The 25,573-nt window shown below is 64.3% G+C and carries 18 protein-coding genes and 3 pseudogenes; 7 read left to right on the forward strand and 14 right to left on the reverse strand.

Annotated features, from left to right (window positions below; translation table 11 throughout):
* Positions 1–3: 3 nt before the first annotated feature.
* From aceF to CSV86_RS28190, 4 genes and pseudogenes are all read left to right on the forward strand, one after another.
* Positions 4–1,646, forward strand: a pseudogene (aceF, locus tag CSV86_RS28175) (dihydrolipoyllysine-residue acetyltransferase).
* A gap of 372 nt (positions 1,647–2,018) precedes the next feature.
* Positions 2,019–4,709, forward strand: a complete 2,691-nt coding sequence (locus CSV86_RS28180; RefSeq protein WP_009404145.1) for a putative bifunctional diguanylate cyclase/phosphodiesterase — start codon at positions 2,019–2,021, stop codon at positions 4,707–4,709.
* Positions 4,710–4,800: 91 nt separating this feature from the next.
* Positions 4,801–5,469, forward strand: coding sequence for a peptide-methionine (S)-S-oxide reductase MsrA (gene msrA / locus CSV86_RS28185; RefSeq protein ID WP_009404147.1), 669 nt, complete (start codon positions 4,801–4,803; stop codon positions 5,467–5,469).
* A gap of 9 nt (positions 5,470–5,478) precedes the next feature.
* A complete protein-coding gene (locus CSV86_RS28190; RefSeq protein ID WP_037061628.1) occupies positions 5,479–6,099 on the forward strand; it encodes a glutathione S-transferase in 621 nt (206 codons plus the stop codon).
* 178 nt (positions 6,100–6,277) lie between these two features.
* On the opposite strand, the gene creD is transcribed toward CSV86_RS28190, so the two are convergent.
* The 4 genes from creD to rloA2 form a co-directional block, all read right to left on the reverse strand.
* Positions 6,278–7,609, reverse strand: coding sequence for a cell envelope integrity protein CreD (gene creD, locus CSV86_RS28195; protein ID WP_009404151.1), 1,332 nt, complete (start codon positions 7,607–7,609; stop codon positions 6,278–6,280).
* Between the two features lie 87 nt (positions 7,610–7,696).
* Complete coding sequence (gene creC, locus CSV86_RS28200; protein WP_009404152.1) at positions 7,697–9,130, reverse strand: two-component system sensor histidine kinase CreC; 1,434 nt, start codon at positions 9,128–9,130, stop codon at positions 7,697–7,699.
* Entirely contained in the window at positions 9,130–9,816 is a 687-nt protein-coding gene (gene creB, locus CSV86_RS28205) for a two-component system response regulator CreB (protein WP_009404154.1), read from the reverse strand. Before creB ends, creC begins: the two co-directional genes overlap by 1 nt.
* Before the next feature lie 73 nt (positions 9,817–9,889).
* Positions 9,890–10,393, reverse strand: coding sequence for a retropepsin-like aspartic peptidase RloA2 (rloA2, locus tag CSV86_RS28210; protein ID WP_009404156.1), 504 nt, complete (start codon positions 10,391–10,393; stop codon positions 9,890–9,892).
* 178 nt (positions 10,394–10,571) lie between these two features.
* On the opposite strand from rloA2, the gene yihG reads away from it, so the two are divergent.
* Positions 10,572–11,462 carry a 1-acylglycerol-3-phosphate O-acyltransferase, YihG family gene (gene yihG / locus CSV86_RS28215; protein ID WP_009404158.1) on the forward strand — a complete coding sequence of 297 codons (891 nt, stop codon included), beginning with the start codon at positions 10,572–10,574 and terminating at the stop codon, positions 11,460–11,462.
* On the opposite strand, the gene CSV86_RS28220 is transcribed toward yihG, so the two are convergent.
* From CSV86_RS28220 to CSV86_RS28255, 8 genes and pseudogenes are all read right to left on the reverse strand, one after another.
* Positions 11,451–12,038, reverse strand: a complete 588-nt coding sequence (locus CSV86_RS28220) for a DUF2780 domain-containing protein (RefSeq protein ID WP_009404160.1) — start codon at positions 12,036–12,038, stop codon at positions 11,451–11,453. The two genes, yihG and CSV86_RS28220, sit on opposite strands and share 12 nt — an antisense overlap.
* Before the next feature lie 177 nt (positions 12,039–12,215).
* On the reverse strand, positions 12,216–12,371 hold the full coding sequence (locus CSV86_RS28225) for a hypothetical protein (RefSeq protein WP_009404161.1): 156 nt from the start codon (positions 12,369–12,371) through the stop codon (positions 12,216–12,218).
* Positions 12,368–13,474 (reverse strand): PepSY-associated TM helix domain-containing protein, encoded by a 1,107-nt coding sequence (locus CSV86_RS28230; RefSeq protein WP_009404162.1) that lies wholly within the window; start codon positions 13,472–13,474, stop codon positions 12,368–12,370. Before CSV86_RS28230 ends, CSV86_RS28225 begins: the two co-directional genes overlap by 4 nt.
* A gap of 171 nt (positions 13,475–13,645) precedes the next feature.
* Positions 13,646–16,051 (reverse strand): TonB-dependent receptor, encoded by a 2,406-nt coding sequence (locus CSV86_RS28235; protein ID WP_009404163.1) that lies wholly within the window; start codon positions 16,049–16,051, stop codon positions 13,646–13,648.
* Between the two features lie 204 nt (positions 16,052–16,255).
* Positions 16,256–17,233: a FecR domain-containing protein gene (locus tag CSV86_RS28240; RefSeq protein ID WP_009404164.1), complete on the reverse strand. Its 978-nt coding sequence runs from the start codon at positions 17,231–17,233 to the stop codon at positions 16,256–16,258.
* Positions 17,230–17,748: an RNA polymerase sigma factor gene (locus tag CSV86_RS28245; RefSeq protein WP_009404165.1), complete on the reverse strand. Its 519-nt coding sequence runs from the start codon at positions 17,746–17,748 to the stop codon at positions 17,230–17,232. Before CSV86_RS28245 ends, CSV86_RS28240 begins: the two co-directional genes overlap by 4 nt.
* Positions 17,749–17,866: 118 nt before the next feature.
* Positions 17,867–18,576, reverse strand: a pseudogene (locus CSV86_RS28250) (3'-5' exonuclease).
* Positions 18,573–20,510 (reverse strand): DUF294 nucleotidyltransferase-like domain-containing protein, encoded by a 1,938-nt coding sequence (locus tag CSV86_RS28255; protein ID WP_009404167.1) that lies wholly within the window; start codon positions 20,508–20,510, stop codon positions 18,573–18,575. The pseudogene CSV86_RS28250 and the gene CSV86_RS28255 overlap by 4 nt, the downstream one beginning before the upstream one ends.
* Before the next feature lie 191 nt (positions 20,511–20,701).
* On the opposite strand from CSV86_RS28255, the gene CSV86_RS28260 reads away from it, so the two are divergent.
* Positions 20,702–21,145 (forward strand): response regulator, encoded by a 444-nt coding sequence (locus CSV86_RS28260; RefSeq protein WP_037061633.1) that lies wholly within the window; start codon positions 20,702–20,704, stop codon positions 21,143–21,145.
* Positions 21,146–21,285: 140 nt separating this feature from the next.
* Here CSV86_RS28260 and CSV86_RS28265 read toward each other — a convergent pair whose 3' ends face one another.
* Entirely contained in the window at positions 21,286–23,463 is a 2,178-nt protein-coding gene (locus CSV86_RS28265; protein WP_009404170.1) for a malate synthase G, read from the reverse strand.
* Positions 23,464–23,900: 437 nt separating this feature from the next.
* On the opposite strand from CSV86_RS28265, the pseudogene CSV86_RS28270 reads away from it, so the two are divergent.
* A pseudogene (locus tag CSV86_RS28270) lies at positions 23,901–24,418 on the forward strand (glycine cleavage system transcriptional repressor).
* A gap of 226 nt (positions 24,419–24,644) precedes the next feature.
* Here CSV86_RS28270 and rarD read toward each other — a convergent pair.
* Entirely contained in the window at positions 24,645–25,532 is an 888-nt protein-coding gene (gene rarD / locus CSV86_RS28275; RefSeq protein ID WP_009404173.1) for an EamA family transporter RarD, read from the reverse strand.
* Positions 25,533–25,573 lie beyond the last annotated feature (41 nt).

Consider the following 25,573-nt stretch of genomic DNA (forward strand, 5'->3'; position numbering starts at 1 on the left):
TAAGTGAGCGAACTCATTCGCGTACCTGACATCGGCAGCGGTGAAGGTGAAATCATCGAGCTGTTCGTCAAGGTCGGTGACCGTATCGAAGCGGACCAGAGCCTGCTGACCCTGGAGTCCGACAAGGCCTCCATGGAGATCCCGGCACCCAAGGCCGGCGTGATCAAGGCGCTGAAAGTGAAGCTGGGCGACCGCCTGAAGGAAGGCGACGAACTGCTGGAACTGGAAGTCGAGGGTGCCGCTGCCGCGGCCCCCGAGGCTCCGGCCGCCGCACCTGCCGCTGCCGCGCCTGCTGCTGCACCGGCCGAGGCTGCACCTGCTCCGGCCCCGGCGCCAGCCGCTTCGGCTGCTGCTGCCGTCCAGGACATCCACGTGCCGGACATCGGCTCGTCGGGCAAGGCCAAGATCATCGAAGTGCTGGTCAAGGTTGGCGATACCGTCGAAGCCGACCAGTCGCTGATCACCCTGGAGTCCGACAAGGCCTCCATGGAGATCCCGTCGCCAGCCGCTGGCGTGGTCGAAGCCGTGATCGCCAAGCTGGACGACGAAGTCGGCACCGGTGACCTGATCCTGAAACTGAAGGTCGCAGGCAGCGCGCCTGCTGCTGCTCCAGCGCCTGCCGCTGCTGCACCGGCTCCGGCTGCCGCGCCTGCTGCTGCCCCGGCACCTGCTGCCGCAGCTCCGGCCCCAGCCGCTGCCGCTCCGGCCGCTGCGCCTGCGCCGAGCGGTGCGAAAGTCCATGCCGGCCCTGCCGTGCGCCAACTGGCCCGCGAATTTGGCGTCGAACTGAGCGCCGTATCGCCGACCGGTCCGCATGGTCGTGTGCTGAAGGAAGACGTGCAGGTGTACGTCAAGGCGATGATGCAGAAGGCCAAGGAAGCGCCAGCCGCTGGCGGCGCTACCGGCGGCGCCGGCATTCCGCCGATCCCGGCCGTCGACTTCAGCAAGTTCGGTGAAGTGGAAGAAGTGGCCCTGACCCGCCTGATGCAGGTCGGTGCTGCCAACCTGCACCGCAGCTGGCTGAACGTGCCACACGTGACCCAGTTCGATTCGGCCGACATCACCGAGCTGGAAGCCTTCCGCGTAGCGCAGAAAGCCGTCGCCGAGAAAGCCGGCGTCAAGCTGACCGTGCTGCCGCTGCTGCTGAAAGCCTGTGCCCACCTGCTCAAGGAACTGCCGGACTTCAACAGTTCGCTGGCCCGAGCGGCAAGGCCATCATCCGCAAGAAATACGTGCACATCGGCTTTGCCGTCGACACCCCGGATGGCCTGCTGGTACCGGTAATCAAGAACGTCGACCAGAAGAGCCTGCTGCAACTCGCTGCCGAAGCCGCGGCCCTGGCTGAAAAAGCCCGGACCAAGAAGCTCTCGGCCGACGAGATGCAAGGCGCCTGCTTCACCATCTCCAGCCTCGGCCACATTGGCGGTACCGGCTTCACGCCGATCGTCAACGCGCCGGAAGTGGCGATCCTCGGTGTTTCCAAGGCCACCATCCAGCCGGTCTGGGACGGCAAGGCCTTCCAGCCGAAGCTGATGCTGCCGCTGTCGCTGTCCTACGATCACCGCGTGATCAACGGCGCCGCCGCCGCCCGCTTCACCAAGCGTCTGGGCGACGTGCTGGGCGACATCCGCACCTTGCTGCTGTAACTGCTGTCCGGCCTGTGTCCCCCCACCGGGGGACGCAGGCCTGCAACCCTTTCGAGCTGCCACGCTCGTACCTCAACCCCGTCGTTTGGCGGGGCTTTTTTTTGCCATTCAGAAGCCGACACCGTCCCCTGTGGGAGCTGGCTTGCCAGCGATGACTGCGGTGAATTCACCATCGTAATCGCTGGCAAGCCAGCTCCCACAGGGTTCGTATTGCACCTCGGGAGTTGAAGAAATCCCCTGTCTGGCCGACACAGATCAAACACGCGCCAAGCTTGGTGCTTGTCAGCCTCCGGCGCATGATGCAACCTTGCCCGAACGTGCATAGCAAAGTGCCAACGCCCGTGCCATCAGTCTTATTCGAGCGAGCTTTCCATGAAGAGCCAAACCGATGCCGCCAGCCGTCCGGCGGCCGAGGTAGTGACGCAGTTGCCGGTGCCTTCGCGGCTCGGCATGTTGCGCTTCGAGCGGCTGAACGAAGCGAGCTGGGCAATGCTCTATCTCGATCCGGGTTGCGAACGTCAATTCGGTCTGCCGGCGGTTGAACTCTGCGCCCTGGTCGGCTCGCCCTACGCCAGCCTGATGGAGCCCGAGGCCCGCTACAAACTGCATGACAGCATCCAGGCGCAACTGGCCAACAGCAGCCACTACGTCAGCCGCTATACCCTGCACACCAACAGTGGTCCGCTGTCGCTGCTGGAACTGGGCGAAGCCTACAAGCAGCACAACCGCCAATTGCTGCGCGGCTACCTGCTGGTGCTCGACGAGCAGGATGGCATCAGCCCGGAGCTGAGCGCCGATGTTCTGGAAACCCGCAACAATCGTCTGCAGATCGCCCTCAAGCTCAACCAGCAGGCACAGCAGGAACAACTCGAGCACCTGGAGCGGGTGCGTGCCCAGCAGGAACTGATCCTGCACCTGGCACGGCATCGCTACAGCGCCGGCAATTCCCTGCAGGAAGCCGCCGAGCTGATCACCCGCAGCGCCTGCGAGATCTACAACATCGAATGCGCCAGCCTGTGGTACCTGGAAGGCCAGCGCCTGGAGCCGATCTCCGCGTTTTACCGCGAGACCCGCGAGTACCGCACGCCCGAACCGATCGACGCTGGCCTGTTTCCGGACTACCTGGAAGCCCTGCACACCAGCCGCGCCATCGACGCGCACAACGCCAGCCATGACCCGCGCACCCGGGATATCACCGAGAGCCTGCGCCCGCGCGATGTGATCGCCATGCTCGACGCCAGCATCCGTATCGACGGCCAGGTGGTCGGCGTGCTCTGCCTGGAGCACGGCGGCAGCCCGCGGGCCTGGCAGACCGACGAGATCGCCTTTGCCGGCGAACTGGCCGACCAGTTCGCCCAGGTCATCAACAACCACAACCGCCGTGCCGCGACCAGCGCCCTGCACCTGTTCCAGCGTGCGGTGGAGCAGAGCGCCAACGCCTTCCTACTGGTCAATCGCGACGGTGTGGTGGAGTACGTCAACCCGAGCTTCACCGCGATCACCCAATACAGCTCCGAAGAGGTCCAGGGGCACCGGCTGTCGGAGCTGTCGGCGCTGGAGAACCTCAGCGAACTGCTGTCCGACGAGTCCAGCCTGGCGATGGGCAACAGCTGGCAGGGCGAATTCAAAAGCCGCCGCAAGAACCTCGAACCGTACTGGGGGCAACTGTCGATTTCCAAAGTGTACGGCGACAATCGCGAGCTGACCCACTACATCGGCATCTACGAGGACATCACCCAGAGCAAGCTGGCCCAGCAGCGCATCGAGCGCCTGGCCTACACCGACAACCTGACCGGCCTGGGCAACCGTCCGGCGTTCATCCGCAACCTCGACGAGCGCTTCGCCCGCGACAGCGATACGCCGATCTGCCTGCTGCTGGTGGATATCGACAACTTCAAACGGATCAACGACAGCCTCGGCCACCAGACCGGCGACAAGCTGCTGGTCAGCCTGGCCCGACGCCTGCGCAACAGCCTCAACCCGGGCGGCAGCCTGGCGCGCTTCGCCAGCAACGAGTTCGCCGTGCTGCTGAACAACACCGACCTGGAGAGCGGCCAGCAGATTGCCCAGCAACTGCTCAATACCCTCGACAAGCCGATGTTCGTCGATAACCAGCTGATCAACGTTACCGGCTCCGTGGGCCTTGCCTGCGCGCCGCTGCATGGCAGCGACCCGCAGACCCTGATGAAAAACGCCGGCCTCGCCCTGCACAAGGCCAAGGCCAGCGGCAAGCATCAGGTCCAGGTGTTCACCGAGGCGATGAATGCCGAGGCGAGCTACAAGCTGTTCGTCGAGAACAACCTGCGCCGCGCCCTGGCGCAGAACGAGCTGCAGGTGTTCTACCAACCCAAGCTGTGCCTGCGTACCGGGCGCCTGCTCGGCCTGGAAGCCCTGCTGCGCTGGAACCACCCGGAGAAGGGCATGATCCGGCCGGACCAGTTCATCAGCGTGGCCGAGGAAACCGGCCTGATCATCCCCATCGGCAAGTGGGTGGCGCGCCAGGCCTGCCGCATGAGCCAGGAGCTGGCGGCCGAAGGCATGGGCAACCTGCAGGTGGCGATCAACCTGTCGCCCAAGCAGTTCTCCGATCCCGACCTGGTCGCGTCCATCGCCAATATTCTCCAGGAAGAAGCGCTGCCGCCGCACCTGCTGGAGCTGGAACTGACCGAGGGCCTGCTGCTGGAGGCGACCGAGGATACCCGGCGCCAACTGGACCAGCTCAAGCAGCTCGGCCTGACCCTGGCCATGGACGACTTCGGCACCGGCTATTCGTCGTTGAGCTACCTGAAGAAATTCCCCATCGACATCATCAAGATCGACCGCAGCTTCATCAACGACATCCCCGACAGCCAGGACGACATGGAGATCACCTCGGCGGTGGTGGCCATGGCCCACAACCTCAAGCTCAAGGTGGTCGCCGAGGGCATCGAGACGGCGGAGCAACTGGCGTTCCTGCGCAGGCACCGCTGCGATGTCGGCCAGGGCTACCTGTTCGACCGGCCGATCCCCGGCGACGAACTGGTCGACAAGCTGCGCCGCTATCCCCGTGGCCCGAGCGCCTGACAGCGGCGAAACACTCGGGCACACTACCGGTCTATCCCGATAAGGGCTGCGCCGTGGCGCTGCCCGCCTACCTGACGAGAGGAATGGGTTCATGGTCTTGCGTTCGGAAATCCTCGTGAATAAAAACGTCCTGCCAACCGCTGAACAGGCCCTGCCTGGTCGCGAAACCCCGATGGCACTGCCGGAAAAACACTTCGTGTTCAAGGACACGCCGCTGCTCGGCCCGTTCTTCGAAGGCGCGGTGGACTTCGCCATCTTCGGCCTGGGCTGCTTCTGGGGCGCGGAACGACGCTTCTGGCAGCGCGAGGGCGTGATCAGCACCGTGGTCGGCTATGCCGGCGGTTTCACCCCGAATCCGACCTACGAAGAAGTCTGCTCCGGCCTGACCGGCCACACCGAAGTGGTGCTGGTGGTGTTCGACAAGGACAAGGTCAGCTACCGCGAGCTGCTGGCGATGTTCTGGGAGCTGCACAACCCGACCCAGGGCATGCGCCAGGGCAACGATATCGGCACCCAGTACCGCTCGGTGATCTACTGCACCTCGCCGGAGCAACTGGAGCAAGCCAAGGCCAGCCGCGACCAGTACCAGGCGGAACTGCACAAGGCCGGCTTCGGCGAGATCACCACCGAGATCGACCAGGCGCCGACCGTGTACTTCGCCGAGGCCTATCACCAGCAGTACCTGGCGAAGAACCCCGACGGCTACTGCGGCATCGGTGGCACTGGGGTCTGCCTGCCGCCCAGCCTGCAAAACAACTGAGGAACCGTGATGTCGAGCATGACGCTGTTCCATTCGCCGCTGTCGCCGTTCGTGCGCAAGGTAATGGTGGTGCTGCATGAAACCGGCCAGGTGGACCGGGTCAAGGTGCAGCCGGTCAACATCACCCCGGTCAGCCCGGACGCCGATCTCAACCAGGGCAACCCGTCGGGCAAGATTCCGGCCCTGCGCCTGGAGGACGGCAGCGTCCTGCATGACAGCCGGGTGATCATCGACTTCCTCGACCAGCAGCATGTCGGCAATCCGCTGATTCCCCGCGAGGGCTCGGCGCGCTGGCGGCGCCTGACCCTGGCCTCGCAGGCGGACGCGATCATGGATGCGGCGGTGCTGACCCGCTACGAGACCTTCCTGCGCCCGGAGGAGAAGCGTTGGGACCAATGGGTCGAGGCGCAAACGCAGAAGATCCGCCGGGGCCTGGCCGATCTGGAAGAAAACCACTACGCCGAGATCGCCTCGGCGTTCGATGTGGCTTCGATTGGCGTGGCCTGCGCCCTGGGCTATATCGACCTGCGCATGCCGGACTTCGGCTGGCGCGAGCAGCAGCCGAAGCTGGCGGCCTGGTATGCCGAGGTCAGTCAGCGGGCTTCGATGAAGGCCACCGCTCCGGCCTGACCTGAGGGCCCTATCGCTGGCAAGCCAGCTCCCACAGGGTCCGGCGCATGCAGTACCTGTGGGAGCTGGCTTGCCAGCGATGACTGACCAGCAGCCCCCACAAAAACCTCTGCGCTCCACAAGCCCCTGATCCCCCTCACCAACGCCTCCCCAAACTCCCGGTCTTCCCTGAGCCCGCTCATCCCTGCACCTGCCCGGCCCGGTACCAGTCCAGCCGCCGCGTCAGCACCATGAATACTCCAAGCAGCGCGAACAGCAGCAAGGCCCCCATCAGCAGCGCGTAATCCTCGGCGCTCAACAGCCCGTAGAGCAGCGCATACAACACCGCCAGGCCGCCAGCGAAACCGAACCCGCGCACACGGCTGTGCAACACGTGGCACAGGTAGAAGCCGATCAACAGCACGCAGCCACCCGCCGACGACAGATACGCCAGGCCAAAGCCGATGTGCTCCGACAACGACAGCAGCAACAGGTAGAACAGCGCCAGGGCCGCCCCCACCAGCGCGTACTGGATCGGGTGCACGCTGAGGTTGCGCAGCACTTCGAAGAGGAAGAAGCCGGCAAAGGTCAGGGCGATGAACAGCAGCGCGTATTTGATCGCCCGCTCGCTCTTCAGGTAGTGGTCCACCGGGTCGACGAAGCTCACGCCAAACGCCCGGCTTGCGAAGCCCTCGCAGTTCTGCTGGCTGGTGCAGCGGCTCAAGGTCTCTTCGAGGTTGGTGGAGAAGAACGAGGTCTGCCATGTCGCCTTGAAGCCCGTCGCGTCGATCTCGCGGCTGGTGGGCAGGTAGTTGCCGATGAAGCTTGGATGCGGCCAGTTGGCGGCGAGCGTCACGCTGCTGCTGCGGCCCACCGGCAGCACATGCAGTTGCCCGGTGCCTTGCAGGTCGAGGTCGAAGGCATAGTCCATGCGCATCTCTGCCTTGCTGTCGAGGTTGTCGATCACCGCGTGCACGCCGCCGCCCAGCCAGTCCAGCCGGCTGCCGGCGGCGAAGTCCAGGGTGCGGCCGTCGAGCTGCAGTTGCAGGCCGTTCTGGATGCCGCGGATGTCGCTGATGCCCACGGCGATGAAGGGCTTGTCGAAGCGGTAGTCGTCCAGGTCGCTGGTGATGCCCCAGTTGGCCGGAACCTTGAACTGCCCGCTGATCCGGCTCTGCGCATGGAACAGCCGCGCTTGGTAGATGCCCCGCGAGCGCAGTTCGGTGCTGGCGGTGCCGTCGAGGACGAAACGCTCGGGGAGAAACACCAAGTAGCTCCTGGTCACTTCGGCGGTCTGGAAACTCTTGCCGTCCTGGATCTTCCACACCCGCTCGTACTTGCTGTACGGCACCACCAGCAGCGGCCCGCTGATCTGCTGGGCCCGGCTGGCGCTTTGCGCGATATCCTCGACCACGCTGTCGCGCAGGGCCTGGCGTTCATCGATAAGGCCGCCGATCATGACCAGCGGGATCAGCAACACCACCACCAGCAAGGCGATGGTGCCGAGTTTCAGGCTTAGTGACTTGTTCATGCAAAGGGCTCCGCTTGAGAAGGAGCCCAGTCTGGCGGCGCTATGTGGAGGCTTTCGGGAGCTTGTGTGGAGCTTCTGTGGAGAGATTCAGCCCAGGCGACTGGCCGGCAGCCATAGCCGCACGCGCACCCCATCCTCGACATTGGCGATCTCCAGCGAGCCGCCATGCAAGTGCAGCACTTCCTCGACGAAATTCAGGCCCAGGCCGGTGCTCTTGCGGCCCGTGCCCGGGCGCGGCAGCGAATAGAACCGTTCGCTGAGCCGGCCCAGGGCGTAGTCGGGGATGGCCTCGCCCTGGTTGAACAGGCTCAGGGCCACGCGTTGCGCATCCTGCTCCAGCTCGAACACCAGCAAGCCACCGGGCGGGGTGAAATCAAGGGCGTTTTCCAGCAGGTTGCCGATGGCCTGGCGCATCAGGAAGGGCTCGCAGTACAGCCGTGCCACGGCCGGGATACGTTGCCGGACCTGCAAGCCGGCGCTTTCGATGCGCGCCCCGCGCGCCATCAGCAGTTCATCGACCAGCGCCGCCACGGCCACCTGCTGTTGATCTTCCAGGCCCTGGCGCTGCTCGACCTGGGCCAGGTCCAGCAGGCGCTCGATCAGTTGCTGCATACGTGCGCTTTCGCTTTCGATATTGCTGGCGAAGCGCTGCCGCTGCTCTTCGCTCATCGGCCCCTGCAGCAGCTCGCTGGCGCCACGGATCGCGGCCAGCGGGCTTTTCAGCTCATGGGTCAGGGTGTGCACGTAGCGTTCGACGTAGTCCTTGCCTTCCAGTTGGGTGCGCATGCGTTCCACGGCGCCGGCCAGCATCGCCAGCTCGCCGCCGCGATAGTGCGGCAGGGCGACCCGCTCGCCCTCGCTGACCGCCTGGGCATAACGGGTCAGGCGCCGCAGCGAGCGCGCCAGCCACCAGGACAGCGCCGCGCCGACCAGCAGGCCGAGGACGATCAGGCCGATGCCGAGGGTAATCAGGCGTTTTTCAGAGCGATCGACGTAGGGCTTGAGCGACAGGTTGGGCTTGGCCACGGTGACCACGCCGATCAGGGTTTCGCCATCGCGGATCGGCGCCGCCACGTGCATTACCGACGAGTCGGGATCGTTGGGATCGCTGCGGGTCGAGCGCGCGCCGTACTGGCCGCGCAGGGTCAGGTAGACGTCGTTCCAGCGCGAATAGTCCTGGCCTACAGCCTCGCCGGCAGAGTCGAGCAAAACGATGCCCTTGGCGTCGGTGACGTAGATGCGGTGACTGACCTCGGTCTTGGCCAGGCCCCAGATTTCCGCGTTGGGCCGGCGCTGGCCGTAGGCCTTGAGCACGTGCGGCAACTCGCTCTGGCCGAGTGTCCCGGCCTTGACCTGGTCACGCAGGATCTCGGCGAGCAGGTTGGCGGTGTCCACCAGGGTTTCCTCGGTGGACTGGCGCACTGCCGGGCGTACCTGTTCACGTACGGTGTTGAGGACGAACCAGGCGGTCAGCCCGACGAACAGGAAGTACACCAGGAAGATGCGGGTACCCAGGCGCATCAGGCGTGCGCCGGGTTGTAGCTGTAGCCCAGGCCGCGGTGGGTCTGGATTGGCTCGGCATCGGCGGCGACCCCGCGCAGCTTGGCGCGCAGGCTCTTGATATGGCTGTCGATGGTGCGCTCGTAGCCGGCGTCGGCGGACACCCCCACGGCATCGAGCAACTGCTCGCGGCTGAACACCCGCTCCGGTTGCTCCAGCAGGCATTGCAGCAGGCGGAATTCGTGGCGGGTCAGGTTGAGCAACTGCTCGCGGTAGTGGATCTGCATGCGCAGGGTGTCGAGGCTGAACGGCGTGCTGGCTGGGGCCGGAGCGACGGCGGGTGCTGGCGCCATGCGCTTGAGGATGGCGCGCACCCGGGCGCTGACTTCACGCGGGCTGAACGGCTTGACCACATAGTCGTCGGCACCGATTTCCAGGCCCACCACCCGGTCGATCTCGCTGTCGCGGGCACTGAGGAACATCACCGGCACCTCGCTGAAGCGTCGCAGTTGCCGGCAGGTCTCGAAGCCACTGATATCCGGCAGCCCGATGTCCAGGATCACCAGGTCCGCCGGCTGCTGGCGCAGGCGTTCCAGAGCCAGCTGGCCGAGGCTGACCCACTCGGTGCTGTGGCCATCGCCTTGCAGGGCGAAGACCAGGGTGTCGGCGATCGCCGCTTCGTCTTCAACGATGAGGATATGGGGCATGGGGCAAGAGCACGCGAGAAGTGACAAGCGGCAAGTGTAAAGCGAACTGCTGGCACTTGCCGCTTGTCGCGCTTTACTTGCCGCAGTCCGGCTTGCCGGCGGTGTAGCGACGGGCCGGGTTGACCGCGGCGTTGAACTCGCGCAGGGCCTTGGCGCCGATGAGCAGCGGGTAGTTGAAGCTGCTGCGGTCGGTGAGGTTGACCTCGACCGTACGCTTGACGTCGCCCAGGCACAGTTCCAGGTCGATCACCGGGCGGTGGGCGATATCGGCACCTTCCTCGTCCTCTTCGTCGGCGCGGTTCTTGATCTTGCTCATGCGCGCGAGCTTGTGTTCGTAGACCTTGTCGTTGGCGTCCTTGGTGGCCAGGCGGAAACGCACCCAGTCCTCGCCGTCACGGGTGAACTGCTCGATGTTCCTGGCCGACAGCGAGGCGGTCAGCGCACCGGTGTCCATCTTGGCCTTGAAGGTCTGGCCGATATCGGCAACGCCGATGTATTCGTAGCGGCCATAGAGGTCGGGCTCGGCGGCCATCACCGGCAGGGACAGCAGGCCGAGCAGGGCAATCAGTGGTTTCAATGCAGTGCTTCCTGGGATCGTGACAGTGCTTAGACTGCCGTTGGGCTACAGGTTCGGCAACAGACTGTAAACAACACAATGTGAAACATTTGTCTGTGACCGTATGCCGGTGGCGTTTGGTGTTCCTCACCCGGCTGCTTAAAATGGCCGACTGTTTTCCCACGATAAGAGTCGACTTATGCGTCGCCTGCTCACCGGCAGTTTCGTCACCCTGTTGCTGTTGCTCAACACTCTGGTCCTTATCGGGCCGTTGATGGTTTTCGCCTTGCTCAAGCTGGTCCTGCCCGGTCGCTACCGCGACTACGCATCATGGATGGTGATGTGGTTCGCAGAGACCTGGGCCGAAATCGACAAGCTGATCTTCGCCTTGTGCATTCCTACGGCCTGGGATGTGCGCGGCAACTCGAACCTGCGCCTGGACACCTCGTACCTGGCGGTCAGCAACCACCAGACCTGGGTGGATATCCCGGCGTTGATCCAGGTGCTCAACCGCAAGATCCCGTTCTTCAAGTTCTTCCTGAAGAAGGAACTGATCTGGGTGCCGCTGCTGGGCCTGGCCTGGTGGGCGCTGGATTACCCGTTCATGAAGCGCTACAGCAAGGCCTTTCTCGACAAGCACCCGCACCTCAAGGGCCAGGACCTGGAAATCACCAAGGCCGCCTGCGAGCTGTTCAAGCGCCAGCCGGTGACGGTGGTGAACTACCTTGAAGGCACCCGGTTCACCGAGGCCAAGCGTGCGGCGCAGCAGTCGCCGTACAAGCACCTGCTCAAGCCCAAGGCGGGCGGGGTGGCGTTCGTCCTGGCGGCGCTGGGCGAACAGCTGGATGCGCTGCTGGACGTGACCATCGTCTATCCGGGCGACAAGGCCCCGGGGTTCTGGGACCTGGTCAGCGGCTCGATCCCGCGGGTGATTGTCGATATCGAGGTGCGCGAACTGGACCCGGCGCTGTGGGCCGGCGACTACGAAACCGACCCCGCCGTGCGCCAGGCCGTGCAGGCCTGGGTCAACCAGCTGTGGCACGACAAGGACGAGCGCATCGAGCGCCTGCGCGCCGAATTAAACCGATGAGCGCGGCGTCGGGGCCAGCGGTGCGGTAGTGCCGTGGCCCCAGATGCCGGCCAGGCTTTGCAGCAGCGAACCGGCCACGCCCTGCTGGCCGAGGTATTGCAGGATCAGCGGGGCGAACTGGCCGATCATCCCGGTATCCATGCCCAGCGCGCTGAAGGCGTTGTTCAGGTCGCTGCCGTTCTTCACATTGCCGCCCAGGGCATTGCCCAGGGCCGAGCTTTCTCCGCTCTTGCCGAGCAGTTCACCCAAGCCCGCCAGCCCGCCCAGGGCGTTGTCCCCGGACAGCATGTCCAGGCCCGGTACCGCCTTGCTCAGTTGTTCGTAGTCGCTGCCGCTGAGCTGGTTGCGCGCCAGGCCCAGCAGGGCACCGGTGCCGCCGATGGCTTGCTCGGGAGTGATGTCCAGTTGACTGCCCAGGGTATTGAGCAGGTTGGCCGAGGCTTCGGGCGCCTGGACCGGAGCCTTGTTCTGCTGGCCTTGGATAGTGGAGATGGCGTTGGCCGCATCGCCGAGATTGAAGGCGAACACCGGGGTGGCAGCCAGGGCCAGGAAGGAGACCAGGGCGAAGCGTTTCATGGGGGAGGGACCTCGTCAGCCGGGAAAGGCAGGGAAAACGAGGGTTGGATCGGGTTTTTGGGGAATGTTCCCGGCGTGGGTTTGTTGGTGCTCTTCAGGGCCTCATCGCTGGCAAGCCAGCTCCCACAAGGGATCCCTGTGGGAGCTGGCTTGCCAGCGATTGGGGGCACCACAGATTTACCTGAAGAAACCCCTGAACCCATACCAGGCCGGCAACCCCAGCCCGACCCAGGACAGGACATCCCACCAGCCATCCCCGAGCAGCGCGGCAAACAGCCCCGCCGCCCCGAGCACGCCGATCAGCAGCGGCATGCCGAATACCTTCCAGGTCATCGGCCCGCCTCCGTCCGTCGGCGCACCCACCACAGGTACAACCCGCTACCGAGCACGATGATGGTTAGCACATCCAGCGCCGCCCAGAGAATTTGCATGGGGCGGCCGCCGTAGTCGCCGAAATGCAGGGGCGCCGACAGGCCCATGGCGTCCATGTACCAGGGGCGCTCGCCCACGGCCGTGACCTTCAGGGTACTGGCATCGATCAATACCGGCGTTAGCAGGTGCGAGGTCAGGTGCGTGCTGCCTTTCATGAACACCGCATAGTGGTGCTCGCTGGAGAAGCGCGTGCCCGGGAAGGCGATGAAGTCCGGCTGCATGCCCGGCGCGGCTCCGGCTGCGATATCCAGGACCCGACTGACCGGAGCCGGTTCGGTCAGCGGCGGCGCATCCCGGTACGGCGCGACCATCTGGGCCAGGCTGTCGTTGCGCCAGGCGGCGATGACTAGGTCGGACAGCGCGCTGATCACCCCGGTCACGCCGACCACCAAGGCCCAGGTCAGGGTGACGATGCCGATCAGGTTATGCAGGTCGAGCCAGCGCGTACGCCGTGACTTTTCATGACGCACGGTGGCGAAGTCCAGGCGGCGCATGAAGGGTGCGTAGAGCACCACCCCGGAAATGATCGCCACCACGAACAGCACGCCCATGAAGGCCAGCAGCAGCTTGCCTGGCAGCCCGGCGAACATGTCCACGTGCAGGCGCAGCATGACCATCATGAAGCCGCCGTTGGCCGACGGCATTTCCACCGCCTCGCCGGTACGGGCGTCGAGCATGAAGGTATGCGACGAGTTCGGCTCGGTGCCGGCGCTGGCGGCCATGATCGCCACCACGCCGTTGCTGTCGTCCTCGTCCCAGCCGAAGTACTGCATCACCTCGCCCGGGCGGTGGGCCTCGGCCTTCACGACAAGCTGCTGGAGGTCCAGCCTGGGTGTGTCAGCAGGCATCACCTGCAACTCGGGCGCATCGCCCAGCAGGTGGTCGATCTCGTGATGGAAGATCAGCGGCAACCCCGTTACTGCCAAAAGCAGCAGGAACAGGGTGCAGATCAGGCTGGTCCAGGTGTGGACTGCGGACCAGCGGCGGATGGTCTTGGCTTGCATAGTATCTGGCTAACCGGTGTATGAGCGAGGACAGGTCTTTTGCCTGTTTGATTTTTGGGCCTGCTGCGCAGGCCTTCGCGGCGGTTCGGCGGCCCGACAAGCCACGCTCCTACGGGGCGGGGACTGTAGGAGCGTGGCTTGCCCGCGAAGGGCCGCAGAGCGGCCCCAGACTTAGAACTCCAGCTGAGCCGAGAACTGCACGGTCCGCGGATCGCCCAGGTAGAAGCTGTTCAGCCAGTATTCCTTGTTCGCCAGGTTGGCCACGTTGACGCGGAAGGTCACGTCGTTGTCCGACACATGCATCTTGTAGCGCGCACCGGCATCGAAGGTGGTGAACGACGGCAGGCTTTCATGGTTGGCCTCATCGGCGTACTGCTTGCCGGTGTAGTAGGCGCCACCGGTCAGGGCAAAGCCGGGGATCGCGGCCACGTCGTACTCGGCGTAGACCTTGGCCAACTGCTTGGCGACGTTGGTCGGCGCGTTGCCTTCGTTGGCGGTGACCGCGGTTTTCTTGACCTTCGGATCGAGCAGGGTGATACCGCCGACCACCGTCAGTTCGGGCATTACCTTGCCGGTCACGCTGAATTCCATGCCATTGTTTTCCTGGCGGCCATCCTGGGTGTAGAGGCCAAGGCTGTTCTTGTAGTTGTTCGGCTTGTCGATGTTGAAGAAGGCCAGAGTCAGCAGGGTTTCGCCCACGGTCGCCTTGGCGCCAATCTCGTATTGTTCGCTTACCTGCGGGGCCAGTGCCTGGCCGGCATTGATCGCGTCGTTCGGCGCCACGCCGCCGGCCTGCAGGCCTTCGATATAGGTGGCGTAGGTGGTCAGCCAGGGAACTGGCTTGTAGATGAGCGAGATGTTCGGCGAAGTCTTGCTCTTGTTGTACTTGGTCTCCGTCTCCGGCTGACCGAACGCCTTGGCGTAGACGAACTCGTTGGTGTAGCTCTTGATCTGGGTCTGGGTCACGCCAAGGATGGTCGACCACTGTTCGTTGAAGGTGATGACGTCACCGATCAGGAAGTTGTTGGTTTCCGCGCTGTTGGCCAGGCGCTGGTCACCGTGTCCGATGGACCAAGAGGGCTTGTCGACCTGTGGCCGCTGGTCCAGCGGCAGGGTGCCCACAGGAGATTGGTACTGCCAGTCGGGGTACGGAATGTGATCCTCGTATTGCTTCACTCGGGTGGTGTTGCCCTGGTAGCCCACGGTCAGCTTGTGCCCCAGCGGGCCAGTCGCGAAGACCGAGTCGAGGAATAGCGAGCCGGACTTCTCTTCGCTTTCGATCGGTGCGAAGGCGTAGATCGGCTGGCTGTAGGTGCCGGTGCTGTTGATGGTCGGGCCGGTGTAGGTGAACTCATCGGTGTACTGCTGGGCGGCGAAGGCCGCGCGCAGGGTAAAGGTGTCGTTCAGGCGCCAGTTGGCGCGCACGCCGGCCTTGTCGGTCTCGTTGTCGGAGAAGGACCACTTCTGGCTGTACATCTTGTCGTTTTTCAGCGACGAGGCGTCAGGCCGCTCGGCGCCCGGGAACACATACCAGTAGCTGCTCAGGCCGCGCATCTGGTTCTTGCGATGGGACGCATCGAACTGGATCTGCAGGTCGTCGTTGACGTTCCAGTCCAGCGCCGCGCTGATCATCTGGCGACGGTGCTTTTGCAGGTCGATCGCGGTCTCGCCGTCCTGGGTCAGGACGTTGAGGCGATAGGCGAAGACGCCGGCGTCGTCGATCTTGCCGCCGAAGTCGCCATGCAGGTAGTAGTTCTGGCCGCCGGCATTACCCAGGGTGACGCTGTTGTAGCGCTCGTAGGTCGGGCGCTTGAGCACGTAGTTGACCAGGCCGCCCGGCGTGCCCGGGCCATAGAGGAAGCCGGTGAGGCCGGTGATGATTTCCAGCTGCTCGGTGTCTTCGATGAAGTTGCCGGCATCGGCGCCGTTGCTGAAGCGCAGGCCGTCATTGGCGATGTTCATGTTGCCCGAACCGCTGAAACCGCGGATCGCCACGGCGCTGGCATAACCGGCGGCACGTGGCCCGTACAACTGGGTGGCGGGGTTGCGCTTGAAGACGTCGTCGAGGCTGGTGGTCTGGGTGTTCTTGAGGAACTCCTGGGATACAACGCTCATGGAGTAGGGCGTGTCCTGCAGCTTCATGCCGCCGAGGGCGCCGACGTTCTTTACGTTCTCGCTGCGATAGCCGGCAGCAGCACTGCCGTCGAAGCTGGCGACAGTAGCGTTGATATCGGTGCTGGGCAGGGCCAGGACGCCTTCTTCGACCGCCGACAGGGTGTAGGTCCCTTCGCTGCTTTGTTGCAGTTGCAGGCCAGTGCCGCGCAAGGCCTGCTGCAACGCGCTCACGCCGCTGTACTCGCCTTTCACCGGTGCGGAGGTCTTGCCACTCGCCAACGCCGGATCCAGCGCCAGGGCGATACCCGCCTGGCTGGCGATCTGGTTCAGGGTGCTGGCCAGCGGGGCTGCTGGCAAGTTGTAGGTGCGCGGAGCCTGCTCGGCGGCGATCAGCGGGGTGGCGATGGCGATGGCCGCGGCCAGCAGGCTGGGGCGCAGGAGGCTTTTGATTGAGCGGGTCATGCGAGTCCTCGACGGGAATTTTTGTGCTGAATAGCCTCCATGCCGAACGAGAAACAAAAAGTGATAGGGGTTAGTGAAAATATTTTTGATTTAGATTTCGGTGGTGTTTGTGAGGGCCTCATCGCTGGCAAGCCAGCTCCCACAGGGTATATGCGATCCCTGTGGGAGCTGGCTTGCCAGCGATGAGGCCCGTAAGGCCGATACCTATTTGTCTGCGCGAGCCACCACGGTCACCCACCATGGCGTGCGCTGCTGCACCTGCACCGGCAAGGTGGGCAATAGCGACTTCAGCGCCAGGTCGGTGTCATGCAGCGGGAAGCTTCCGGTGATCCGCAGGTCCGCCACTTCCGGTGCCACGCCCAGGTACCCGCTGCGATAACGACCCAGTTCGCCGACCAGATCTGCCAGCCGCACGTTGTCCACCACCAGCATGCCGCGGGTCCAGGCGTCGGCGCCGACCGCGAGTGTGTCGATCCGCCCCAGGCGCTCATGGTTCATCAACACCTGGTGACCTTCCTGCACCACCTGCTCCTCGCCGCTGTCATGCGGCTTGGCTGCGACTGCCGACTGCAACACGCTCAACCGCGTGCCGTCGCTTTCCAGGCGCACCAGGAAACGGGTGCCCAAGGCACGCAGGCGGCCGTCGTCGGTAGCGACCACGAAGGGCCGTCGGTCGTTGTCCTTGTGCCCGGTCTCGACGGAAATCTCGCCATCGTGCAGGACAATCAGGCGCTCCTTGGCCGTGAAGCGGATATCCACGGCGGAGTGCGTGGCAAGGCTGACCAGGGTGCCGTCGTCCAGGCGCAGGCTGCGGGTTTCGCCAGTGCCGGTGCGTTGGTCGGCGAGCCAGTAGCCCAGCGGCTGGTGCAGGTTGATCCAGTTGAGCAGGCCACCCAGCAGTACCAGGCTGGCCAGCCCGCCGCCGAGCTTGCGCACGCGCTGGCGCAGGCCGACGCGGGATTGCTGCAAGGCCTTGCGTGCCGGGCCGGCAGCCGCAGCGAAACGCTGGTCGAGCATGCCCAGTTGCCGCCAGGCCCGGGCGTGCTCTTCGCTCGCAGCATGCCAGCGCTCGAACTCGGCCCGCTGCTGGGCGCTGTCGCTGCCGGCATCGAAACACAATTGCCAGTTGATCGCGGCATCGAGCACCGGGGCCGAGACCGGTGCGCCATTCATCCCCTTCATGTCGGCTCGCCGTACAGGGCGATGTAGCACTGGCGCATGCCCTGGGCCAGGTACTGGCGCACCCGGGCTACCGAAACGCCGAGCCTGTCGGCGATCTCGGCATGGCTCATGCCGTCCAGGCGGCTGTGCAGGAAGGCCGCGCGGGCCTTGCTCGACAGCTTGCCGAGCAGGCGGTCGATGGCCTTGAGGTCTTCGAGAATCAGGTGCAGGGCTTCCGGCGACGGGTGCTCGGCCTCGGGCATCAGCAGCAGTTCGTCCAGATAGGCCTGTTCCAGCGCGGTACGGCGGAAATGGTCGAACAGCAGCCCTTTGGCCACCGCCATAAGGAACGCCCGCGGCTGACGCGGGGCGGTTAGCTCGTCGCGGCCGAGCAGACGAACGAAGGTGTCCTGGCTCAGGTCTTCGGCACGTTCGGCGCTGGCGAGGTTGCGGCGCAGCCAGGCGAGCAGCCAGCTGCGGTGATCGCGGTACAGTGCGCCAACCAGCTCGCTGTGAGGGCTAGGTACGGACGACAAGGCGTTCCCCGGAAAAGAAAGTGTTAACTAACGAGAATTATTCGCGATTGTGTCAGAGCAGCTAGCACTGTGCAATTAACGCTTATCGGATTGCTCGTCGGTCTTTCCGGGAAAGGTCTTACAAACCGTGATGCTGCTGGCGCTTGCGCCGCCAGCCTTGCAGGCGCTGTTCCAGTTGCCGCGGACTGTCGAGCAACTGGCGCCGGGCCTGGCTGAACAGGATCAAGGCGATTTCGGCAGTAACCTGGGCATCGGCGCTGGCGTTGTGGCGTTCCTCGACCTGCAGGCCGAAATGAGCGATCCAGTCATCGAGCCCGGCGTCCCGTAGCACAACGTCCGGGTTGAGCAGCGGTGCCAGTTCGGCGACATCCATGAACGGGTGCTGGAGCTTGTAGCCGAGGCTGTCCTTGAGTGCGCGGCCCAGCATGCGTTGGTCGAACCCGGCGTGGAAAGCCAGCAGCGGGCTGTCGCCGATGAACTCCATAAGGTCCAGCAAGGCTTGCGCCGGATCGCACCCCGCGGCGATAGCGCTGGGCGCCAGGCCGTGGATCAGCACGCTGGGCGCAAGCTTGTGGTCGTGACGGTGCAGGGTACGTTCGAATTGCTGGCCGAAGTCGATGGCGCCGTCCTCGATCACCACAGCACCGATGGACAACACCTGGTCGCGGTTAAGGTTGAGGCCGCTGGTTTCCAGGTCCAGCACCACCAGCGCTGCTGGCGCAGGGGCCGCTCGTCCAGTACGGGAGCGGCAGCCAGCCGGGCCAGGCGCTGGCGCTGGTCGTCCGGCAGGGTGGGTTGGGCGGGACGCAGCCAGGCAAACAGGCTCATAACTGGTACCGCAGCGCCAGGCTGCTTTGCAGGCGCTGGGCCTGCCGCAGGGATTCACGCAGGATGCGCCGGTCCAGGTCGTTCAGATCATCCGGATCGACGCGGTTGGAGTAGGGCAGGTTCTGCCGGGTCTGGATCTGGTGCTGCTGCATGCGGGTCTGCTGGATGAAGTGATACGCCTCTTCGAAGGCACCACCGTCCAGTGGGTCGATCACCTCTTTTTCCACCAGTTGGCGCAGGCGCTCCAGGGTGTTGTTGGCGCTGATGCCGTGGGCCAGGGCCAGCAGGCGTGCGCCATCGACGAAAGGCGTCAGGCCCTGAACCTTGAGGTCGAGGGTGGCGGCCTTGTCATTGCCGCTGCGGGTCAGGACGAATTCGCGGAAGCGGCCCACCGGCGGTTTCTGGCGAAGCGCGTTGTCGGCCATCATGCGCTGGAACAGGCGGTTGTCGGCGACCTGTTCAAGGATGCCGTGGCGCAGTTGCTCGCAGCCCCGGCCATCGCCCCAGACCACCCGCAGGTCAAAATAGATGCTTGAGGCCAGCAGGTTTTCCGGGGTCGCCTCGCGGATGAACGCCGAGAAGCGCCGGGCCCATTCGCTGCGCGACAGGCACAGCTCCGGGTTGCCGGCCATGATGTTGCCCTTGCACAGGCTGAAACCGCATTGCGCCAGGTCCTGGTTGATGCGCTGGGCCAGGGGCAGCAGGCGCTCGCGGATCGCGGCGGCTTCCACCGCGTCCTTCGCCTCGAAAAGGATGCCGTTGTCCTGGTCGGTGTGCAGTGTCTGTTCGCGGCGGCCTTCGCTGCCGAAGCACAGCCAGGAGAAAGGCACGCCGGGATCGCCCTTGTCCTCGATCGCCAGCTCGATCACCCGGCATACGGTGTGGTCGTTGAGCAGGGTGATGATGTGGGTGATCTGGGTCGAGGAGGCGCCGTGGGCCAGCATGCGCTCCACCAACTGGCCGATCTCGCCGCGCAGGGCGACCAGGTTGTCCAGGCGCGGCGCGCTGCGGATGGTGCGGGCCAGGTGGACCAGATCGACCCGTTGCAGGGAAAACAGGTCGCGCTCGGAAACCACGCCGCACAGGCGGCGGTCTTCCACCAGGCAGACGTGGGCGATGTGGCGCTCGGTCATGGCAATGGCGGCATCGAAGGCGCTGGCCTGGGGCGGCAGGTAGAAGGGCGAGGCCGTCATGTGTCCGGACACCGCCGAGTCAAGGTCGGTTTCGGCGCGCGCCACCACCTGGCGCAGGTCGCGCAAGGTAAAGATGCCCACCGGAAAGCGCTGCTCATCGACGATCACGATGCTGCCGACCTGGCTCTCATCCATCATCCGCACCGCTTCGCGCAGGCTGGTTGCCGGCGTGCAGACCACCGGATGACGCATCGCCAGTTCACCGAGGCGGGTGTTGAGTGAATACTGGTTGCCCAGGGTTTCCACGGCACGGCGCTGGACCTGCTGGTTGACCTGGTCGAGCAGGCTGCTCACGCCACGCAGGGAAAAATCCCGAAACACATCGGACAGGGCGAACAGGCGGATAAAGGCGGCCTTGTTCAGTTGCAGGCAGAAGGTGTCCTCGCCGGCGATATGCTCGGTGCGGGTAGCCCTTTCGCCGAGCAGGGCGGCCAGCGGGAAGCATTCGCCGCGGGTGATTTCGAAGGTGGTTTCCGTGCCGCCCTTGACCACATGGGTGCGCTCGCCGACCACGCGGCCTTGCTTGACGATGAAGAAGTGCTCGACGGGGCCGTCGGCGGGTTTGATGATGCTGTCCCCGGCGGCGTAGAAGCGCAGCTGGCACTGTTCCACCAGGTACGCCAGATGGGCGTTTTCCATCTGGTTGAACGGCGGAAAGCGCTGCAGGAACTGCATGGTCCCCTGGATGTTCTGCATTACCGCGGTTTTACCGGCCTGGTCGAACGCGTCCATTTTGCTCATCAACGGCACCGTCTCGGGGTCTCGTGGGCGAAACCGATTGTTGTTATTGCCGCCATGGTCGGATGTGCAAGGGCCGGGTGCCCATTGGACGTAAGTCTAGGGCGCCGACGAAATGCAGGTTGCAAGCGCTCTGTTTGCGGTCTGAACTTGATAAATAAGCTTTTGCGTGCTCTGGAACCAATGAGATGCCCATGCCTGACCACGACGATTTACTGAGCGACGCAGAGCGCGAGGCCCTGGCGGAAGTGTCCGCACCGCCCGCCCGGCCGCAGAAAGTGCTGGTCGTCGATGATGATGAAGACGCCAGCGAGTTGCTGGCCCAGTACCTCCAGGCCGAAGGCATCGAATGCCTTGCCCTGACCGATGCGCGCGAGGCATTGAAGACGATCCTGCGCGACCGGCGCATCGGATTGCTGGTCACCGATTTGCGAATGGGGCCCTTCGATGGCCTGGAACTGATCGGCAAGGTGCGCGAGTCGGAGCGGGCGGAGCTGCCGATCATCATCATTTCCGGGGATGCCGGGGTGCAGGATGCGATCACCGCGATGCACCTGAGCGTCGTGGACTTCCTGCTCAAGCCGATCGAGGTGGGGAAATTGATGGAGTTGGTGCGGCGGGAGCTGGGGATTTCCTGAGAAGAATTTGTTGCTGGGGATGGCCTAATCGCTGGCAAGCCAGCTCCCACAGGTTTTGCGGTGCATGCAGTCCCTGTGGGAGCTGGCTTGCCAGCGATGAGGCCAGGCCAGACACCATCGATGTCTGGCCTGTACAGCACTTACAGGCCGTTACGCGCCTTGTACTCGCGACGACGACGATGCAGCACCGGCTCGGTGTAGCCGTTCGGCTGCCTGGCACCTTCCACTACCAGCTCGACCGCCGCCTGGAAGGCGATGTTGTTGTCGAAGTCCGGTGCCATCGGGCGGTACAGCGGGTCGTTGGCGTTCTGCTTGTCCACCACCGGCGCCATGCGCTTCAGGCCTTCCACTACCTGCGCTTCGGTCACCACGCCATGTCGCAGCCAGTTGGCCAGCAACTGGGCGGAGATGCGCAATGTGGCGCGGTCTTCCATCAGGCCGACATCGTTGATGTCCGGCACCTTCGAACAACCCACGCCCTGGTCGATCCAGCGCACCACGTAGCCGAGGATGCCCTGGGCATTGTTGTCCAGCTCGTTGCGGATTTCCTCGGCGGACCAGTTGGTGTCCGGTGCCAGCGGGATGGTCAGGATATCGTCCACGGACGCCGGGGCACGCTTGGCCAGTTCGGCCTGGCGTTCCTTGACGTTGACCTTGTGGTAATGCAGCACGTGCAGGGCCGCAGCGGTCGGCGACGGTACCCAGGCGGTGTTGGCACCGGCCAGCGGGTGGGCGATCTTCTGCTCCAGCATGTCGGCCATCAGGTCCGGCATGGCCCACATGCCCTTGCCGATCTGGGCACGGCCTTGCAGGCCGGTGGCCAGGCCGATATCGACGTTGGAGTTTTCGTAGGCGCCGATCCATTTCTGCGCCTTCATGGCACCCTTGCGCACCATCGCGCCGGCTTCCATGGAGGTGTGGATCTCGTCGCCGGTACGGTCGAGGAAGCCAGTGTTGATGAACACCACGCGCTCGCTGGCGGCCTTGATGCATGCCTTGAGGTTGACCGTGGTGCGGCGCTCCTCGTCCATGATCCCGACTTTCAGGGTGTTGTGCGGCAGGCCCAGCATGTCTTCGATGCGGCCGAACAGCTCGTTGGTGAACGCGGCTTCTTCCGGGCCGTGCATCTTCGGCTTGACGATGTACACCGAACCCTTGCGGCTGTTCTTGCGCGAGGTGTTGCCGTTCAGGTTGTGCATCGCCGCGAGGTTGGTGACCAGGCCGTCGAGGATGCCCTCGGGCACTTCGTTACCGTCCTTGTCGAGGATCGCGTCGATGGTCATCAGGTGACCGACGTTGCGCACGAACAGCAGCGAACGACCGTGCAGAGTGACAGTGCCACCGTTCGGCGCGGTGTACTCGCGGTCCGGGTTCATGGTGCGGGTGAAGGTCTGGCCGTTCTTGCTTACGCTTTCCGCCAGGTCGCCCTTCATCAGGCCCAGCCAGTTGCGGTAGACCACGACCTTGTCGTCGGCGTCCACGGCGGCGACCGAGTCTTCGCAGTCCATGATGGTGGTCAGGGCGGCTTCGACCAGGATGTCCTTCACGCCGGCGGCGTCGGTCTGACCGACCGGGGTGGTCGGGTCGATCTGGATTTCGAAGTGCAGGTCGTTGTGCTTGAGCAGGATGCCGGTCGGCTCGCTGGCCTGGCCCTGGAAGCCGATCAGTTGCGCGTCGTCACGCAGGCCGCTGTTGCTGCCACCCTTGAGGGCGACGATGAGTTTGCCGCCTTCGATGCTGTAGCGGGTGGCATCGACGTGGGAGCCGGCGGCCAGTGGCGCGGATTCGTCGAGGAAGGCGCGGGCGAAGGCGATGACCTTGTCGCCGCGGACCTTGTTGTAGCCCTTGCCCTTTTCGGCGCCGCCTTCTTCGCTGATGGCATCGGTGCCGTACAGCGCGTCGTACAGCGAGCCCCAGCGGGCGTTCGAGGCGTTCAGGGCGAAACGGGCGTTCATGACCGGGACCACCAGCTGCGGGCCGGCCATCACGGCGATTTCTTCGTCGACATTCTGGGTGGACACCTGGAAATCCGACGCTTCTGGCAGCAGATAACCAATTTCCTGAAGGAAAGCCTTGTAGGCCGCGGCGTCATGGGCCTGGCCTTTGCGCGCCTGGTGCCAGGCATCGATCTGCGCTTGCAGGGTGTCGCGTTTGCTCAGCAGGGCTTTGTTCTTTGGAGCGAGGTCGTTGATGATCTTTTCCGCACCTGCCCAGAACTTCTCGGCGCTGACGCCGGTTCCGGGAATCGCTTCGTTGTTCACGAAGTCGAACAGGACTTTGGCGACCTGAAGGCCACCGACTTGAACGTGTTCAGTCATTGCTTGCCTCACTCTGCTCAGCTATATCGCTTTTCTATTTATGCCTTGCGCGCTTCTCTAAACACGGCACCAGGACATGCCCTGACGGGCGACTGGATGCGGCCCGCCAGGCTGGCTGGAGGGCGGTTGCGCATTTTCACAGGCGCTTGGCAGACATCGATCGGAACGTTTTGTAGTCCACGCTGCGGCATACTACATGATGCGCTGCGCATGTGAAAATTAGACTAAATACGTCGTTCTGCGACCGTTTGGTCGCATGGGGTCACGCTGGGAAGGGATATGTTCGCAAAAAACGTGTGGATTGTTCCAGATAAATCTTAAAACAGTACACGATTCGCTTTTCCGTTCCTCTGCGGCAGGTTGCCGCGCCTTGCCTATACTGACCCGACGCCATGCTGCCAGCGGCGTTTCCACGGGTATTGCAGAGGGTCGTCCGCGTGAACCATCTTGTTCTTACCGTCATTGCCGCCGACAAGGCCGGGCAGGTCGAGCGTATCGCCCAAACCATCGCCGAGCATAACGGCAATTGGCTGGAAAGCCGCATGTCGCGGATGGCCGGGCAGTTCGCCGGGATCCTGCGCATTGCCGTGCCGGCCGAGTCCCATGATGAACTGGTCGACGCCCTGCAGGCCCTGGGCGAGCGCGGCATTCGCGTGTTGATCGCGGAAAGCGGGATCGAGCCATCCTGTTCATGGAAGCCGATTGCCATGAGCCTGGTGGGCAATGACAGGCCCGGGATCGTCCGCGATATCACCCGTCTGCTGGCCGAACAGGGCGTCAATGTCGAGCGCTTGAGTACCGACGTGCGCCCGGCCCCATGAGCAGCGAGCCGCTGTTCCATGCCGAGGCCCTGCTTGCGGTACCGCTGACCCTGTCGCTGGACGGCCTGCAGGTGCGCCTTGAAGAGCTGGCCGACGACCTCATGGTCGAGCTGGAACTGCGTCCGGAGGAGTAGGTTATCCCCAGGCACTTATCCCGTTTTCGCGTGGATCGCCCTGTGGATAAGCTGGGGGCTGCGACGTGCAGGCCACGTGGATCAAAGCTTCCCAAGGATTGAGCAAAAAACCGCCAGAAATCAGCGGCTTGTGCACAAAGCGCGGGGATGAGGATGTGGATAACCTTGGGAGAGGTTGCTACAGGCCACGAATCACGTGGCCTGTAGCGGCTTGATCGTTTTTTGATCAGGCGCGCTTGCGCAGGCTCAGCCAGGCATCGACGCTGTACAGGGCCAGGCCGGCCCAGATAAACATGAACGCAACCAGGGTGCTGCTCGACAGGTGCTCGTCGAACAGCAGCACCGCCTGCAGCAGCACCAGGGTCGGCGCCAGGTACTGCAGGAAGCCCAGGGTGGTATAGGGCAGGTGGCGGGCCGCTGCGTTGAAGCTGACCAGCGGCACCAGGGTCACCGGCCCGGCAGCCATCAGCCACAACGCCTGGCTGGTGGTATAGAACTCCGGCTGGGCGCTGCTGGCCATCGGGTTGAGCAGGAGCCAGCCGATGGCGATCGGCACCAGCATCCAGGTTTCCACTACAAGGCCGGGCAAGGCCGCTACAGGCGCCTGCTTGCGGATCAACCCATAGAAACCGAAGCTCAGGGCCAGGGCCAGCGATACCCAGGGCAGGCTGCCCACTTGCCACACCTGCTGCGCCACCCCCGCTGCCGCCAGGCCCACCGCGACCCATTGCAGGCGGCGCAGGCGCTCACCGAGCAGGAGCATGCCCAGCAACACGTTGACCAGCGGGTTGATGTAGTAGCCGAGGCTGGCTTCGAGCATGCGCCCGTTGTTCACCGCCCAGACGTAGGTCAGCCAGTTGAAGGCGATCAACGAACCGCTCAGGGCCAGGATGGCCAGGCGCCGCGGGTTCTCGCGCAGTTCGCGCCACCAGCCGGGGTGTTTCCAGACCAGCAGCAACGCCGCGCCGAACAGCGCCGACCACAGCACCCGGTGGACGATGATTTCCACCGCCGGGACGCTTTGCAGGAGCTTGAAGTAGATGGGGAACAGGCCCCAGATGATGTAGGCGGTCAGGCCGAGAATGTACCCGCGGCGCGGGTTGGCGGCAGTCATGATGATCCTTGCTTGGGCTAACGGGTTGCGCGGCTATTGTA

This window comes from Pseudomonas bharatica CSV86 (assembly GCF_000319305.2).
In the GTDB taxonomy this organism is placed as follows: domain Bacteria; phylum Pseudomonadota; class Gammaproteobacteria; order Pseudomonadales; family Pseudomonadaceae; genus Aquipseudomonas; species Aquipseudomonas bharatica.